At 54.3% G+C, this 15,463-nt stretch carries 15 protein-coding genes; 2 read left to right on the forward strand and 13 right to left on the reverse strand.

What is annotated here, in order from left to right; translation table 11 throughout:
* Positions 1-8 precede the first annotated feature (8 nt).
* On the reverse strand, positions 9-1,058 hold the full coding sequence (locus A6A26_RS15990) for an ABC transporter substrate-binding protein (RefSeq protein ID WP_063879646.1): 1,050 nt from the start codon (positions 1,056-1,058) through the stop codon (positions 9-11).
* 20 nt (positions 1,059-1,078) lie between these two features.
* Complete coding sequence (locus A6A26_RS15995) at positions 1,079-2,185, reverse strand: ABC transporter ATP-binding protein (protein ID WP_063879647.1); 1,107 nt, start codon at positions 2,183-2,185, stop codon at positions 1,079-1,081.
* 509 nt (positions 2,186-2,694) lie between these two features.
* On the opposite strand from A6A26_RS15995, the gene A6A26_RS16000 reads away from it, so the two are divergent.
* On the forward strand, positions 2,695-3,798 hold the full coding sequence (locus A6A26_RS16000; protein ID WP_063879648.1) for a sugar phosphate isomerase/epimerase family protein: 1,104 nt from the start codon (positions 2,695-2,697) through the stop codon (positions 3,796-3,798).
* Between the two features lie 98 nt (positions 3,799-3,896).
* Positions 3,897-4,637, forward strand: coding sequence for a GntR family transcriptional regulator (locus tag A6A26_RS16005; RefSeq protein WP_063879649.1), 741 nt, complete (start codon positions 3,897-3,899; stop codon positions 4,635-4,637).
* Between the two features lie 976 nt (positions 4,638-5,613).
* On the opposite strand, the gene A6A26_RS16010 is transcribed toward A6A26_RS16005, so the two are convergent.
* The 11 genes from A6A26_RS16010 to A6A26_RS16060 all read right to left on the reverse strand — a co-directional run bounded on the left by A6A26_RS16010 (position 5,614) and on the right by A6A26_RS16060 (position 15,221).
* Positions 5,614-5,850, reverse strand: a complete 237-nt coding sequence (locus A6A26_RS16010) for a hypothetical protein (protein ID WP_063879650.1) — start codon at positions 5,848-5,850, stop codon at positions 5,614-5,616.
* Between the two features lie 253 nt (positions 5,851-6,103).
* Entirely contained in the window at positions 6,104-6,493 is a 390-nt protein-coding gene (locus A6A26_RS26040) for a hypothetical protein (RefSeq protein ID WP_253851896.1), read from the reverse strand.
* 476 nt (positions 6,494-6,969) lie between these two features.
* Entirely contained in the window at positions 6,970-7,410 is a 441-nt protein-coding gene (locus A6A26_RS16020; protein WP_063879651.1) for an NUDIX hydrolase, read from the reverse strand.
* 61 nt (positions 7,411-7,471) lie between these two features.
* Positions 7,472-8,668, reverse strand: coding sequence for an ABC transporter substrate-binding protein (locus tag A6A26_RS16025; protein WP_063879652.1), 1,197 nt, complete (start codon positions 8,666-8,668; stop codon positions 7,472-7,474).
* Between the two features lie 4 nt (positions 8,669-8,672).
* Positions 8,673-9,689: a CobW family GTP-binding protein gene (locus A6A26_RS16030; protein WP_063879653.1), complete on the reverse strand. Its 1,017-nt coding sequence runs from the start codon at positions 9,687-9,689 to the stop codon at positions 8,673-8,675.
* 20 nt (positions 9,690-9,709) lie between these two features.
* Positions 9,710-9,994, reverse strand: coding sequence for a hypothetical protein (locus A6A26_RS16035; protein ID WP_063879654.1), 285 nt, complete (start codon positions 9,992-9,994; stop codon positions 9,710-9,712).
* A 10-nt stretch (positions 9,995-10,004) separates the two neighbouring features.
* Positions 10,005-10,751: an SDR family NAD(P)-dependent oxidoreductase gene (locus tag A6A26_RS16040; protein WP_063879655.1), complete on the reverse strand. Its 747-nt coding sequence runs from the start codon at positions 10,749-10,751 to the stop codon at positions 10,005-10,007.
* 9 nt (positions 10,752-10,760) lie between these two features.
* Complete coding sequence (locus A6A26_RS16045) at positions 10,761-11,534, reverse strand: SDR family NAD(P)-dependent oxidoreductase (RefSeq protein WP_063879656.1); 774 nt, start codon at positions 11,532-11,534, stop codon at positions 10,761-10,763.
* Positions 11,535-11,543: 9 nt separating this feature from the next.
* Positions 11,544-12,914 (reverse strand): MFS transporter, encoded by a 1,371-nt coding sequence (locus A6A26_RS16050; RefSeq protein ID WP_063879657.1) that lies wholly within the window; start codon positions 12,912-12,914, stop codon positions 11,544-11,546.
* Between the two features lie 34 nt (positions 12,915-12,948).
* Positions 12,949-13,824 carry a polysaccharide deacetylase family protein gene (locus A6A26_RS16055; protein ID WP_063879658.1) on the reverse strand — a complete coding sequence of 292 codons (876 nt, stop codon included), beginning with the start codon at positions 13,822-13,824 and terminating at the stop codon, positions 12,949-12,951.
* A gap of 20 nt (positions 13,825-13,844) precedes the next feature.
* Positions 13,845-15,221 carry an amidase family protein gene (locus A6A26_RS16060; RefSeq protein WP_063879659.1) on the reverse strand — a complete coding sequence of 459 codons (1,377 nt, stop codon included), beginning with the start codon at positions 15,219-15,221 and terminating at the stop codon, positions 13,845-13,847.
* Positions 15,222-15,463 lie beyond the last annotated feature (242 nt).

Raw genomic sequence — 15,463 nt, forward strand, 5'->3', positions numbered from 1 at the left:
ACGCCACCTTATCCAGCAACAATCGTATCGAATTTGCGTATCCAGGCATCGCGATTTTTGTTGATCGCGGCCCAGTCGGGATAAACCAGCGAAGGCAGGTCCTGGCGAGTAACGTAGGCCGAGATGGCAGGCGTCAGCGCCACATTGTTGTTGGTGGGAAACATTTCTGCTGGCGGTAGCTTGAACTGATCCTGAGCGGCCTGTGAGATAGCGGCATCCATATAGGCATAAACCGCCTCTGTGTTTTTACTGCCTTTGGTCAGGTGAATGTTGACCGGTGCCGCCGGTGTGCCGGTTTTAGGATGCACAAATTCGGCATTCATGCCCAGGCTCTTCAGACGCGCGACGTTACTGGTGCTGCACATGAATACCGCAATTTCACCTTGCTGGAACAGCGTCATCTGGTGATTGGTGCTGTCGACGATGCTCTTTAGCTGCTCAGGATGTTTCTGGAACAGTTGAAACACGGCATCCATATCATCTGGCCCTTTGCCGTATATTTTGGCAATTTCGGTATAGGCCATGACGGCGGTGTTGGAGCCAAACCCTGTCCAGGAGACCAGCCCTTTAAACCTGGGATTCTCAAACAGATCGGCATAGCCATCCGGCCTCGGTACCATATCGGGATTGTAGGCAATGCCGTTGACTTCCACGGTCACCGTCGGCCCGTATTCTCCCTGAAAACTTTTATCGAGCAGGTGCCAGTTTTTCAGCCGTGAAGGATCGATTTTTTCAATCAAATTATTTTGCAGAGCAACGTCAGTTTGCCCCGGAGACATCAGCAGTGCGTCATAGGGCGGATTGCCCGGGCTGGCCATCACTTTCGCGAGCTGGTCCTGGGCCATCGCTGGCGCAATCGTCAGGCCAATGCCTTCTTTCTGCAGCATCGGTGTTAATACCGTGCGATAAGCGTCCTCCCAGTTGCCAGGGAAGGTGGCTACCACGGCTGATTGCGTATTGGCTGCCAATGCCCGTAACGAAAGCGGCAGCAGTGAGGCTGCCGTCGCCCCGGCAATCAGTTGACCGAACCGACGACGACTGATGTTAACGTCTTTCATAGTTTTTCCTTCTTATGCGCTCAGGATTGTGGTTCTGCCGGAAAGGCATGGCAGCGTGTGGTATTGATCTCGGCGAACAACTGCGCGCCGGGGCGAAGAAGCGGGGTACCGGCACCACGCACTTCAGACGCGCGCAGGCTGCCACCACAGGGAAGCGTCATCTCGTGGAGCAACGTCGGGCCCAAAGGAACTGACACGCTCAGCGTAACCGGCTGCGTGTTTTCGTTGGGGTGCGACATCAGGGTGATGTCTTCTGGTCGGCAGGTGATGATGACCTTAGCGCCCAGAATAAAGTTGAGTCGCCTGGGCAACCGCAGCGTCATATCGTCAGGCAGGCCAATTAAGGTGGTATCGTTGTCAAAGCGCAACACCGTGCCCGGCAATTGGTTGGTTTGACCAATAAAGGTGTTAACAAACAGCGTGCTGGGCTGGTCATAGACCGCCATCGGCGTATCAATCTGCTCGACGTTCCCCTTGTTCATGAGCACTAACCGGTTCGCCAGGCTCTGGGCTTCCTCTTGATCGTGCGTGACGATCAGCGTGGTGATACCCAACGTTTTTTGCAGGTGCAGCAACTCAACCTGGAGATCAAACCGCAGGGCGCGGTCGAGCGCACCAAAGGGTTCATCAAGTAATAATAAAGAAGGGCGGCCGGCAATGGCGCGGGCAACAGCAACACGCTGCTGCTGTCCGCCTGATAATTCGCGCGGCAGGCGATTGCCGTACTCTTCCAGCCGCACAAGCGTCAGCATCTCTTTCACACGCGCTTTGCGCTCAGCGCGCGACATCTGCTGACAGGACAAGGGATAGGCGATGTTCTCAGCCACGGTCAGATGCGGGAACAAAGCGTAGTTCTGAAACACCATGCCAATACCACGGGAGCGCGCTGACATTTGCGCAAGGTCCTGATGACCTAACACGATTTTGCCTGCTTTGGGTTGAATCAGTCCGGCAATGGCGCGCAAGACGGTCGATTTACCGCACCCGCTCGGCCCAAGCAGCGCCACAATTTCACCCGGCTCAATGGTGAACGAAATATCACTGATAGCATTACTGCTGCCGTAACTGTGGGTAAGTCCATGAACGCTAAGACGTTTACGTTCTGATGTTTTAGGCATAGTTGACATAGTGCTTCCCTGGTACGGCATCGTTTAATGGAACGATCAAGTCGATGTGAGGAATTTTGCAAGTGGCGTGCCAGCCTGAAATACAGGGGGAGGCGAAAAAGCACAATACGTTGATTATTAATGTAAATTATTTTCATTAACTTATTCGTATATATTTGCGAATATCTTTGATTCAATTTTTATTCATACATAATCGATCAGCATTCACTTTTATAGTGCGAAACTTCCTTAATTTGGTGCAGCCTGATGTCATTTTATGCCACCGCCGCAGCAGGGCTTGTTAACGGCAAAGGCGGTAATCGCGCGAGAATGCAGGCTGTGCAAGGGATTGAGAGAAGAGTAACGAAAAAAATTCCGTACAGAATTAATCGGAAAATAATTCGCAAAAATATGCGAATGTTTTTAATTTACTTTTTAGTTATTTGCATCAGGGGGTTAGCCATAGCTGTTCCTTGAGTGGCATGAGGCTTGCACGCAACAGCCTACAATGACATCTAAAGGGTTCGTCTATGAGATTGGGAATTGATGGGTTAAAGCTGCCGGAGGCAAAAAAACGAGGTCCGCTCGCCAGCCTGGATCATGTGAAGGATCTGGGGCTGAGTGGCATTTTTTTCAGCACGCTGCTGGATATGAGCCCACAGCTCGATATCGCTGAACTGCGAGACATCCGGCAAAAGGCTGATGATTTAGGCCTTTACCTCGAAAGTGGATTAGGCAAAATTAATCCCTATTGCAGCGCTGAATCACCCGAATTACGTGACATTGGCGACGGCGATATCATCGCAGGGTTAACGCGGATGATTGAATCGGGGGCAGAAATTGGCTGCCGAGAGCTTTGGGTGTCACCTGGCAATTTCAAACCGGCTTATCGCGGTCGGCTGGCGGTCGATCGCTTTCGTACAGATGTCACCTGGGATGAGCAGCTTAGCGCCACAGAAAAAGTGCTGCGCAAACTGGCGCCGGTGGCACGCGCTAATGGCGTACACATGAACATAGAAACCCATGATGAGATCACCTCATTTGAGATTCTACGTCTGATTGAAGCGGTCGGGGAAGATTGTCTGGGCGTGGTGCTTGATACCGCCAACATGTTGCAGCGTGGGGAACATCCGGTCTGGGCAACGCGCCGCCTTGCGCCCTGGATTCGTCAGACGCACATTAAAGATGCCTATATTGGTCGGGCGGAAGGCGGGCTTGATTTCCAGCCGCGGCCATGCGGCACGGGGATAGTGGATTTCACCGCCATTCTTACCTTACTGGCGGAAGTGAATCCTCAGCTAAACCTCTCGCTGGAAATAGCCCGATCGTCAGACGATCAGCGTCGTGATGCAAACCCACGGCAATGCATCCAGATTGACGATCCTGTCTGGCGGGCAGGTCATCCGGACCTGACGCCAGAAGAACTTGAGGCGTACTTCGCGATGCTCAATGCGTATGAAAAACGGGTCATGGCAGGTGAAGTGGCTGACTTTGAGTTTTACGAAACAGCGAACTACGGCTATCCCAGCTATCAGTATCAGTCCTACGGTTTTGAGCAGGCGATTGGCTTTATTCAACAATCCTCTGAGCATATCCGTGCGGTATGTGCCCGACTGAATATTGTGCTTAGCTGAGGTTTGCGCAGCGAAATTATTACAGAGATAGTACAATCCGGTTTTCAACAAGTGCGATAGCGGCTTGATGCCTGCTATTGCCTGACAAGGAACAAGAGATGAAAAAAACGCGCAGTCGGGCAGGTGCGGCAGTTTCTGGCACAGCGTTGACAGGTGGAGAAGGTCATGACGATGTTTCTGAGCGCATCCGTGCCACCCTGGCGGCGGCCATTGGCGAAGGCGCACTCAAACCGGGAAGCAAAATTCTGGAAGAAGCCATAGCCGAGCATTTTGGCGTCAGCCGGACTGTGGTTCGCGGTGCTTTAGGCGTTTTAGAAAGCGATCACCTTCTGGAGCGTAAGCGCAACCGGGGCACCTTTGTTGCCGAGCCGGGCATTGAAGAAGCAAAAAGCCTGTTTGAAGCGCGGCGTAAAATCGAAGGGCTGCTGCTCGAAATGGTTTTACGGCGAGCCACGCCAGCCCAACTGGATGCGCTGACGGCGTTAACCGATGAAGAAGAGCACATCCATCAGCATGGCGATGAGAAATCCAAAACCGTTTTATCCGGTAAGTTCCATCTTGTTTTGGCGGAGTTGGCCGGCAATCCCGTACTAACCGAGATGTTGTCGAAAGTTGTGGCACGGTTATCGTTGGTGATGGCGTTATATGAAGAAAAGCACAGTGACGATTGTGGTGCTGACCATCACCGCATGATTGTTCAGGCACTGAAGGATAACGACCTTAAACAGGCTCAGCATTTGATGGAACATCATCTGTCGGACATTGAAAGCCGCGTCCGCTTAACGGCAGGTCAGGGCGACCGTCACTCATTTATGTCGGTGCTGGAGAATTTTTCCTGACAAACTTGCCGACGCCGAGGCAACCGCACTCAGCCTGATGTTGGTTTGGGGCTTAATCGAGAATGACGTTATCCGGGCTGGAACTGAGCATGGCCTGGCAACAGGCTGTTAGCCGCAAGCCATTTTTCACGGTAACGCGCGGCAGTGAAAAGAGATCGGACAGAACCAACAAAACGCATGTCGGGTAAACGTGGCGAGGTTACTGTGAAAAAACGTGGCAATCGCCAGACTCAAACCGACAACGCTACGTGAATTCTGAATAACTCGCAGGGGGATTATTCGCCAGTTTTCGCGTAGCGCGATCGATTAGGAATGCACTTCAAGACATAAAAGTGCGTAGGTGAGGAGCCCGTGATACCGGGGAGCCATCTGAGTGCGTAATTAGATATCTTATTTAACATAATATACATTATGCGCACTTTAATATGGTGGGCTTTGACAGGTTCATCTTACGTCTTTTATGTCTGCTACGGCTTTTCAGGATCTGAGCCCGTTTTGCATCTCAATGCTTTTGTCTGATGACGTTCGTCTCTCATGCCGTCTTCAGGCCACCATCATAAAGACCTGTGCTGCTATGCTGCATTTCAATTTAATCAGACAACCCAATTTGAATGATGATCAACGACCACATCTCTTGTGCTGCGACTTATGTTCATCACCCGGAACGCGCATCAATTTTGCTTTTAGAAAACGTCTTCATCGAGAACTCACAGTGCTTTCCATAAAGACGGTCATCCACGTCTCACTTCGCTTTTCGAAAACGTCTCATGGCAGAACTCACGCTCAGTTCCGTCATGCCGCGTCGTGATATGTTGTCAGGCTCAGTTGCTGAAGCCTGCTCAGCTGCAAACTGACGCCTGTAAAAAACTGACGCTGCTACGTGAAAGTTAGCGTACTCAGGTGCCGCATTCCCCACAGAATCCACCCAAATCGATCACGAAATTTTGGCTGTCTGGTGTCGACATACAGATCATTATCAGGAAAAAATCAGCCCGTCGGTAATCACAATTTCGTCATTCATCTTCAGTCGTGCCTGAGGTTGAGATGTGATGCGTTGGCAGCTTACACCGCCAGGGCATGCAATGAAGAACAGCGCTGCCCTTTTCTTCTTTATCCTGATTAAGCCGTTTTGACCAGAGCCGGTTAACGACTTCATCTCAGTTTTGTTTAAGCCTGCCGCAGGCTCTGCTCGAACATCGCCAGATTTTCGCACGCTTCCTTGTACTGATGGCAGGCGTAAAGAGAACCAGCATTAAACAGATTATTTATTAATGCAAAAAGTCGCGCATCAAATAGCACTTAATTTAACATAATTAAGACGCGATACTTTAACGCCCCGTTATAGTTTTTATGTAGCGATAACAGAGCGCAATTATTTTAGAATAAGGATATGCCTAATGAACGTCGGCGACGGTTTCCCCCGCAGCCTGACAATACGGTAATTCAGGCAGACCTAATTAACTAATTTAAAGCAGATAGGAAGGCGATTTGTTGGTGAACTGCGTTATACAGTCATCTAATATTTGCTGCGTGACTTCAGTCACTTTGGCATAATTATGCGCCCGCCATTGCGGCAACGTATATTGCGGCGTGCTGGCCGTACTGCCGCACACAATACTGGTATAAAGTGACTTGCCATCTTTATCTTGCGTTGCGCGGGATAAGGCTGTCGTCATGATAAGCTCATAGTTATCATCGCCACCGGCAAAGTTTTTATAAATCAGCTTCCATGTATACGGGCTAATTTTCACTGCGTCCGGGTATTTTTTGGCAGGATGTTTATCCATTTCTGTCTTAAGAATCTCACTGACTCTCGGCATCAGATAAGCGACTGATGGATTAGCCAGTCCTTTCACTTCAGTGCCTTTGAGAGACGAACTGTAATGTTTTAAGTGCGACGACTTTTGAAGTATCACCTTGCGTCACGTATCGCAACTGATTATCGGTTGGTCGATTAAAGTCGGTTTCCAGCTCATTCCAGGCCTCTATCGTTATTTGAGAACTGTTGGCGGAGGTAATCGTTTCTGATTGAACCAGTTTACTGGTCGGCGGGAGTGGTTTTGACGCACATCCACTTAATAACAGCGCCATTGCCAACAGTGAATAATTCCTTTTTATCATCATTCTCAATCAATCTATTATTGTATGTGGAATGACTATCGGCGAGCAGACAGGAAGCTTTAATTAAATATAAAATATAATTTATGTATTCAACGAAGTTAATTCGATGCTGCCATCACCACGCCCTGCTCTTCCTGATACAAACCGCGCGGCGATGACGGTTATTTTGAATATATTTTATACAACCGTTCTCATTTTATTCAGGTCTGTTTCAGGGTAGCAGACGCAGTATATTGGCAGGATAAATCGTGTCGGCTGTTTCACTGAGTGCCTTGATGGTCCACCAACGTGCGCTGGCAATAACTGACTTCTCATTTTCACTCCAGCCCTGCGTGTTAATCTCGTCACCCGAGACAGTGACAACATAAAAACGCTCGTGTGCCAGAACACATTCACCTGAGGGCAGCGTCATCTCAAATCTGCGCTCACCCACGGACGGACCAACATTCTCCTGACGTATACCGGTTTCTTCATAAAGCTCTCTGACCGCTGTCTGCTCGAAGGATTCGCCCTCCTCTACGCCACCGCCGGGCGTCGCCCAGTAGGCATTGCCTGCCAGCGCATCCTGTTCCTGTTTATGCACGAAACGAAACAGCAAAACGGCATGGGAAGCATTGAGGATCAGTAATCGGGCCGAACGACGAGTGCGCATGTCATCTTCCTTTTTGATTGGGCCAGAAGCGCATTTAAGCGTTCTGGCCTGCCCTTGTCCATCAACTGGCGCGCAAAAAATCCTGCCAGCGACGCGTCAGATAGTTGTGTTCATCCATCACGGCGTTCCACACGGCAATATGGCTCATGCGCTGTTCGTAGCTTCCTCCGTCACGCACCTCACCTTGCGGAATCAACGGTGCGCCCCAGGCATCCAGCAGCACCTCGCTTGCTGGCTGACCGCCATACCAGAAGTCCCATTCTGCCGCAGACAGATGCGCCCGGCTGCGCTGCGCGTTGGAAATATAGTAACCCTGTCGCGCCATGACAGCGCCCGGCCAGCCGGATTGCCACCAGTTTAAATAGTCATAGGCCGCGTCTTTGATTTTGCCGGTCGCGCAGCGCGAAAGCGACATGCCGCCATACCAGGCGCGATAACCTTCTCGCGGGCGTGCCATTTTATAGCCGCGCTGATGAAAATGATGACGGAAATAGATGGGCGCCCAGAGGCTCTGCACTTCCACCTGCTGATTGGCGATAAGGTCGCATGCCTCGTCCTGCGAGGCCCAGAATGCCGCGAAATGCCCATTGCGATTAAGGCGCGCCAGTTGCTGAGTCAGCAGATCAATCTCTTCAAGCGTAAGATTACCTGGGTTGGCAAAACGCGCCAGGCCAGCGCCCTGCATGGCAAGCGCGGCATCAATGCCGCCCATTGCCGCATCTTCCTGTAAAGCCACCTGCCCCGTCAGCGAAGGATGCAGGAGCCAGCCCCAGCTCTCCTCCTGCTGCTGCAACGCCGCGGGCAGTCGGTCGGCGTGATAAGCAAAGCTGTCTGCATTGTGCGTGAGCGGCAGCATACTGATGTGATCGCTGGCATGGCTGCCCAGATGCATATCGCGCTGCACATACAGCCGTTCAGAAGGCACGCTGCCGTCGGCCAGCGGCAGATCCGGACGTAACCTGCCGGTTTTCGCCAGCGGGGTAATTTCATCCCAGTATTTGAGACGTTTGATTTCCAGCGGCTGGATGGCCCGGGCAGGCCAGACAAAATCGATGTTGTGAAACCACTGATCGTACAGGTCATAACTCTCCGGCTGCATGACGGCAATGCGTTGCGCATCTTCCACGCTGTGCAGCAGGTATTCGATACGAATGCCCAGATCTTTTTCGGCCCTGACGCGCAGCATTTCCAGCAGCGTGACGGAGGTGCCGAGTACGCGTAATGTCAGTTGATCGTTGACTTTGGCTGCAGAGTTCATCGTTTTACTTATCCTTTAACGCCTGCTGGAAGCGGTTAAACCCTTGTTTCAGCCGTTCTGCGTCGAGTCCGCGCAGAATAAAAACCAGCTTCGATGTTTCTAAATCCCCCGGCCAGTCATTCATGTGTACCGGCGGATGTAACGTATGCTGAACCCCGTGGATCACCACCGGCGCACTGCTGCCGCTGAAGCGTAAGATGCCCTTCATTCTTAGTACCGATTGTCCATGGCTATGTAACAGCATTGACAGCCAGATAGCAAACGCCGGCCAGTTCAGTTCGTCTTCCAGCGTGATCACGCAGGTTTGTGTCAGAGGGTGATGATGCGTCGCCTGTCCGGTCAGACTGTACGCGGCGCTGCCCACGGCACCGAGCCAGCGAAACCGCTGCGCGTGCGTGCCTTTTGTCAGGCGCAGCGCAAATAACGCCTCAGGTTCGGCTAGCGCCTGCGCTGTGTCACTCAGTTCCGCCATGGGGTTTAAACCGGCAAGCCAGCTCTGCAGCGCCATCATCTCGTGGTGATCAATACGATCGCGTTTGCTGAGCAACAGTTTATCGGCCGCACTGACCTGGGCTAACCATTCCGGCTGATGGGCCGACTGCAGGCGAGCGTGCTCGGCATCCACCAACGTGACCAGCGTTCCCTGACTGAAATGGTGCTTGAGTTGCGCATCGTGCAGTAACGTCGACAGAATGGGCGCGGGATCGGCCAGACCGGTGGTTTCGAGAATCACCTGGCTAAACGGCGGCAGTTCGCCGCGGATACGGCGTTCATACAGATCCAGCAGGGCCGTTTTCAGTTCACCGCGAATCTGGCAGCACACGCAGCCGCTGGGTAACAGCACCGTATCCGGTGCCACTTCATTCAACAGATGGTGATCGATGCCAACTTCACCAAACTCGTTAACCAGCAGCGCCACATCGTTGAGATTTTGATGCGTCAGCCAGCCTTTCAGCAACGTGGTTTTCCCACTGCCCAGGAAACCGCTCAGGATATGCAGCGGCAGTTTTTCATGTTGCATAGCCGCTCCTTTTTGGGCCATCAGAGCGCCGCCAGCCAGGTTTCATCCAGCGGATCAAGAGTGCGTTTTGTCATCTTCTCCGCTTCTTTCCACAGCAGGTCCAGCGAGCTGACCATGACCTGCTGCCCGGTCGGGCTGGACAGCACCCAACTGGTGTGAAATCCCGTTAAGCTCAGGCGCCAGGGTTTGAGTGCCCGGTTAAGCAACGCCAGTTGCTTCAGACGCAGCTGGCGCTGGGGCAAGTCGTTTTCCAGCGCGTCGCTCCACTGCGGGCCGTTATCCAGTAATCCACACATTCCACACATAACCAGCTCCCTATGGCATAACATCGCCGGAATTAGGCCCCAGCGTCTGACCGACAAACAGATTGCCGCCCGGCTCGCTGGCGAGTAGCAGCGCGACCGGTGCCACCTCTTCTGCCCGTCCAAAACGCCCCAGCGGCAGCTCAGCGGCCTTGGCGGTTTTCCACGCCTGATTGATGCCGTCAATCAGCGGGGTTTCGATCGGTCCCGGCGCAATCGCGTTCACCAGCACATTGTCTGAAGAGACCTCCAGCGCCAGCGATTTGGTAAAGCCGATTACGCCCGCCTTCGCGGCGGCGTAATGGCTCAGTTCGGCACCGCCTTTGATGCCCAACTGTGACGCAATGTTGATTACCCTTCCCCAGCGCTGCGCCAGCATCGAAGGCAGCGCCCGCTGAGTTGCCAGAAAGACGCTGCGCAGATCGACCGCCATCATCTGCTCCCACATCGCCAGCGTGATGTCGGTGCAGCGGGCCTGCGTCAGCATTCCGGCATTGTTAACCAGAATATCAATCCCGCCGAAGCGTTCGAGGCAGGCATCCACGCCCGCCGTCGCCCCGTCCACCTCACCGACATCGGCTACCACGCCAAAGCACGGTGCGTTCAGCGCGCCACAGCGCGCGACCATCGCCTCCAGTTTGTCGCCGTCGCGGTCAGTCAGTATCAGCTGCGCGCCCTCCCTGGCAAACAGCGTGGCAATGGCGGCCCCGATTCCGCTGGCCGCGCCACTGATCACACAGCGTTTGTTTGCTAACTGCATACTCTCTCCTTAATCAGGCCAGCGAACGGTCAGGCCGCCATCGACAATCAGGCTTTGCCCGGTGAGATAACTGCTTTCTTCGCTGGTCAGAAACGCAATCGTCTTTGCCACCTCCTCGGCCCGACCAACCCGTCCCAGCGGAATCGCGCGAGCCGCCTTCGCCAGCCCTACCGGGCCAAGCGAATTTTGTTTATCCAGCGACTGCGGCGTTTCGATCAGGCCGGGGATGATTGCGTTACAGCGCACGCCGCGCGGTGCCAGTTCGACGGCCAGTGACCGGCAAATGCCCGGCACGGCAGCTTTGGCGGCGGCGTAGTGCGCATGTTCCTGCCAGCCATAAACCCCGCCCGCAATCGATGACACGGCAACCAGGCTGGCCCCGGTCTGAAGATGCGCGGCGGCGGCGCGGAACAGTCGCATCACGCCTGTCAGATCGACATTCAGCATCTCATCCCAGCGCGCATCGCTCATCTCATCAATCCCTGCGCGGCGCAGAATACCGGCGTTGGCGACCACGTAGTCAAGCCGACCAAAGTGCTGCACACCTTGGGTGATAAACGCATCGACTGAGGCGGTTGAAGCGACATTGAGCGGCAGCCAGAGCACATCGCCGCCCGCCGCTTCAACCTGCGCGGACGCCAGCGCCGGATCGTGAGGGTCCTGCGGGTAGTAACCCGCAATCACCCGCACGCCGCGTTGCGCATACAGCGTTGCCAGCGCCAGACCAATGCCGCTGGCCGCGCCGCTGATGGCGGCAACCGGTGTTCCCTTATCATTCTGCATGTGCTGTCCTTAAGCCTGAGGCTGGGTAGAAGCGGTAGCGACCTGGCTATCCCGTTGCGTCACCGGGCGGGCAAACAGAATAATAATGCCCGAGACGAAACACGGCACTGCGCCGAACCACAGCGCGGCTTCCTGCCAGTGTCCGCCCTGGCTCAACACCGAGGTGGTGCCGACACCGGCCACGATAGCGCCCACGGGACCCATCGCCATGATCAGTGCACCAGCGGTGGCGCGGATGGCCGTCGGGAAGCTTTCACTGATAAAAAACAGGGCCGCAGCATAGGGACCGATCAGGAAGAACAGCCCTACGCTGTACAGGGCCACGATGATGGCAAAGTTGTCCGGACAGAACAGCATGGCGGCAAAGGCAATACCGCCCAGCATCCAGCCTCCGGCGATCGTGTTGCGGCGACCAATGCGATCACCGAGCCAGCCGTGTGCTAAATAACCGCAGTAGCCCACCAGGTTCGAGAGAATCAGGATCAGCAGCGAGTTATTAAATGACACGGCATGGGTTTTGGTAATCACCGTGGTGCCCAGAACGCTGAAGATCTGAATCGCGAACCAGTTCAGCAGGATAGCAATGCCCAGCACGAGCGTAGAACGCAGCGCCGTTCCCCGAAACGCCGAGGCAAAACCTGACTTAGGCTGATCCTCATAAGGCACTAAATAATCCGCGGCCACCTGACGCGCATCTTTATCATTACCCTGCTCGCGCAACGTTTTGATTTTTTTCTGCACTTCAAACTGTGGCGTTTCTTTGAGCCGGAGCGCCAGCAATGCGATGACTAACGAGGGACAGGCGGCAAAGATGAAGCTGCCCTGCCAGCCAATGATCGGCAACAGAATGGCGGTCAGCGCTGACGCGACCAGCGCACCCACGGGCCAGCCGCCCTGCACCAGGCTGTAAACGAAGCCCTTGCGTTTATTGAGCTTGGGATCGTCCAGTGCGCTGTACAGCTCTGACAGATAGGTCGCGTTTACCGTCTGCTCTGCGTAACCCAGACCGGCCACGGAACGGATGGCGGTTAGCGCGCCCTTGCCCCATAAACCGCCTATCGCGGTCAGCAGCGAGCACAGCGCGGCGCCTCCGACCGTGATCACAATCCCCATGCGCCGCCCCAGCCTGTCAACCAGTGGGCCGATGGCCAGAGCGATTACCGCCCCGCCAAAGGCCACCCAGGTGGCAATCTCCGACTGCTCAACTTCACTCCAGCCAAAATGTCCGCCGATTTCCGGCAGCAGCGTGCCGAAAAGGATGAAGTCGTAGACGGCAAAAATCCAGGCGAAGAAGGCAATCCATGTGGCGAACTTCACATCCCTGATGGTTAACTGCTGCGGCTGCCAGCCATTTACAGATTTTTTTTTGTAGATGCTCATGTCGCGATCGCTCTGCTAGATAAAGGAAAGAGACTTAACGCGGTTTGCGCGCTAAGAAGTCGTCTGCGATTTCGTCAAAAGTGACAAATCGCACACCCTGGTGGCTTTGGATGTACTTGATCAAACGTTCCAGCATCAGCAGAACCTGCGGGCGGCCTGAAACGTCGGGATGGATAGTCATGGTAAACACGGCGTAGTCATTTTCGCGGTAGACCCAGTCAAACTGGTCGCGCCAGATCTCTTCCAGATGACGAGGATTAACGAAGCCGTGGCTGTTTGGCGACTTTTTGATAAACATCATTGGCGGCAGATCGTCGAGATACCAGTTGGCGGGAATTTCCACCAGATCGGTCTCTTCACCGCGCGCCAGCGGTTTCATCCAGCTGTCGGGATGCTGGCTGTAATCAATTTTGGTCCAGCTGTCGCCAACGCGAACGTAGTAAGGATGAAAGTCGTTATGCATCAGGCTGTGGTCGTACTTAATGCCTTTTTTCAGCAGCAGTTCATTGGTTACATTGCTGAACTCCCACCAGGGCGCAACGTAGCCTGTCGGGCGTTTGCCAGCCAGCTGGGTGACCAGCTCAATACTGCGGTCCAGCACGGCTTCTTCCTGCGCAGGCGTCATGGCGATGGGGTTTTCATGGCTGTAACCGTGCACGCCAATTTCATGACCCGCATCTACCACCGCTTTCATCTGCTCGGGAAAGGTTTCAATCGAGTGACCGGGAATAAACCAGGTGGTACGTAACTGGTGCTCGGCAAACATTTTCAGCAAACGCGGTGCGCCTACTTCGCCGGCAAACAGGCCGCGTGAGATATCGTCCGGGGAGTCTTCACCGCCGTACGAGCCCAGCCAGCCCGCCACCGCATCGACATCCACACCAAATGCACACAAAATTTCTTTAGCCATGATTCATTCCTCTGGAGGAGTTAAGCGCAGACAGACGTGTCTGCTGTGAACGTGCCTGCTACCGTGCTGGCAGCATGAAGAAGCCGGCGATCTTCGCCAGCAGGAAGGGAAAAAAGCAGGCTGGTAGGCAGCCCGTCCGAATCGGTTCCGGTCGGAAAAGCGATACCCGGCATGTCCAACAGGCTGCCCGGCATGGTTAACCGCAACGTGGCCAGATTAGTGTCGGCAAACAAGGTGCTGTCACGCATCAACGGCGCAAGTTCCGGTGCGGTATGGGCGACGGTGGGCGTAATCAGCACCGCGCCATCCAGCTCTGCGGCGAGCGCCTGTTGCCACTGTTTACGCTGGGTAAGAAAGGTCGTGAGAACCGCCGGGTCCTGATGGCTGGCGGCAAGCAGTCGGTCGCGTACGCGCGGGTCCATTACCTCCGCGTCAGGCGAGGCTAACAGCTCGCGATGCAGCAGCCAGGCCTCACGTCCGCCCGGCCAGCCGTTGTCTTCAATCCACGCCAGCGCCTGGTTAAAGGCCGCCAGAGGCGCGCGCTCGACGTCAAATCCGGCAGCCGTCAGCTGCTCTAACCGGCGATAACCGTTGTCGCGTACCGCGGGTTGGCATGCGGCCAGTAAGGCGTCATCGAAACGAAAATGCGGTGCGGGAAAACGCATCTTTTCCCGTCCGCACAGGATGTCATCCAGGGCGATGGCATCACGCACGCTTCGGCAAAGCGGTCCGACCGTGTCCAGTGACTGCGCCAGAGGATATACGCCGTCCATCGCGTAACGGTGGCGGCTGGCGCGATAGCCAATGGTGCCGCTGAATGCGGCGGGAATGCGTATTGAGCCGCCGGTGTCGGTGCCAAAGGCAATGCAGGCCAGCCCTTCGGCGATTGCCCGTCCGGCACCGCTGGAGGAGCCGCCCGGCGCATAAAGGTGCGGCGTGTTTGTACGGATGGCCGGCGTGCCAAAATAGAGATTTAATCCCAGGCCGGAGAAGGCAAACTCACTGAGATTGGTTTTACCCAGCGTCACCAGGCCTGCAGCCGAGCACTGGGCCACCAGCGCCGCGTCCTGCTGTGCGACAGGGACATTTTTTCGCGTGGCCGATCCGGCGGTGGTCTGGCTCGACTGAATATCGAACAGATCTTTCCAGGCCACCGGAATGCCATCCAGCGGACTCAGTGGGCGGCACTGCTGCCAGCGCAGAGTTGAGGCTTCAGCCTCGTCGCGGGCACGCGCGGCGGTAATGGCGATAAAGACAGAGTTGGCGTTTTCTGCCGCCTTCAGGCAGGCCTCGGTAAACGCCAGCGGTGACAGACGCTGTTGTGCATAGAGTGCACTGATGCCCAGTGCATCAATCTGACCAGCCATAAATAACTGACGAACGTTTTCGGCCTGCACGCGATCACCTTTAAATGTATATTACGTTTCAATGTACATTTGAAGATAGCAATAACGGTGCCAAAAAAAGCACTGTTAAGTTGCATAATTGTGATCTTGTCGATCATTAAAAATAAATAATGATGTCAATCAAATAGTTAATTATCGTTATTTAATTTTCATTACGACATAGCAGAATAAATGGCGCGCCCACATTAAATGTATTAATTTATAACTGATCCATTATTGGGCGCGGTGCACTA

The sequence above is a fragment of the Pantoea sp. OXWO6B1 genome, from assembly GCF_001641135.1.
GTDB classification, from domain to species: Bacteria; Pseudomonadota; Gammaproteobacteria; order Enterobacterales; family Enterobacteriaceae; genus Pantoea; species Pantoea allii.

Coding starts and splice junctions, on each gene's coding strand:
- A6A26_RS15990 (WP_063879646.1), bottom strand. CDS start 1,058: ATGAAAGACGTTAACATCAGTCGTCGTCGGTTCGGTCAACTGATTGCC.
- A6A26_RS15995 (WP_063879647.1), bottom strand. CDS start 2,185: ATGTCAACTATGCCTAAAACATCAGAACGTAAACGTCTTAGCGTTCAT.
- A6A26_RS16000 (WP_063879648.1), top strand. CDS start 2,695: ATGAGATTGGGAATTGATGGGTTAAAGCTGCCGGAGGCAAAAAAACGA.
- A6A26_RS16005 (WP_063879649.1), top strand. CDS start 3,897: ATGAAAAAAACGCGCAGTCGGGCAGGTGCGGCAGTTTCTGGCACAGCG.
- A6A26_RS16020 (WP_063879651.1), bottom strand. CDS start 7,410: ATGCGCACTCGTCGTTCGGCCCGATTACTGATCCTCAATGCTTCCCAT.
- A6A26_RS16025 (WP_063879652.1), bottom strand. CDS start 8,668: ATGAACTCTGCAGCCAAAGTCAACGATCAACTGACATTACGCGTACTC.
- A6A26_RS16030 (WP_063879653.1), bottom strand. CDS start 9,689: ATGCAACATGAAAAACTGCCGCTGCATATCCTGAGCGGTTTCCTGGGC.
- A6A26_RS16035 (WP_063879654.1), bottom strand. CDS start 9,994: ATGTGTGGAATGTGTGGATTACTGGATAACGGCCCGCAGTGGAGCGAC.
- A6A26_RS16040 (WP_063879655.1), bottom strand. CDS start 10,751: ATGCAGTTAGCAAACAAACGCTGTGTGATCAGTGGCGCGGCCAGCGGA.
- A6A26_RS16045 (WP_063879656.1), bottom strand. CDS start 11,534: ATGCAGAATGATAAGGGAACACCGGTTGCCGCCATCAGCGGCGCGGCC.
- A6A26_RS16050 (WP_063879657.1), bottom strand. CDS start 12,914: ATGAGCATCTACAAAAAAAAATCTGTAAATGGCTGGCAGCCGCAGCAG.
- A6A26_RS16055 (WP_063879658.1), bottom strand. CDS start 13,824: ATGGCTAAAGAAATTTTGTGTGCATTTGGTGTGGATGTCGATGCGGTG.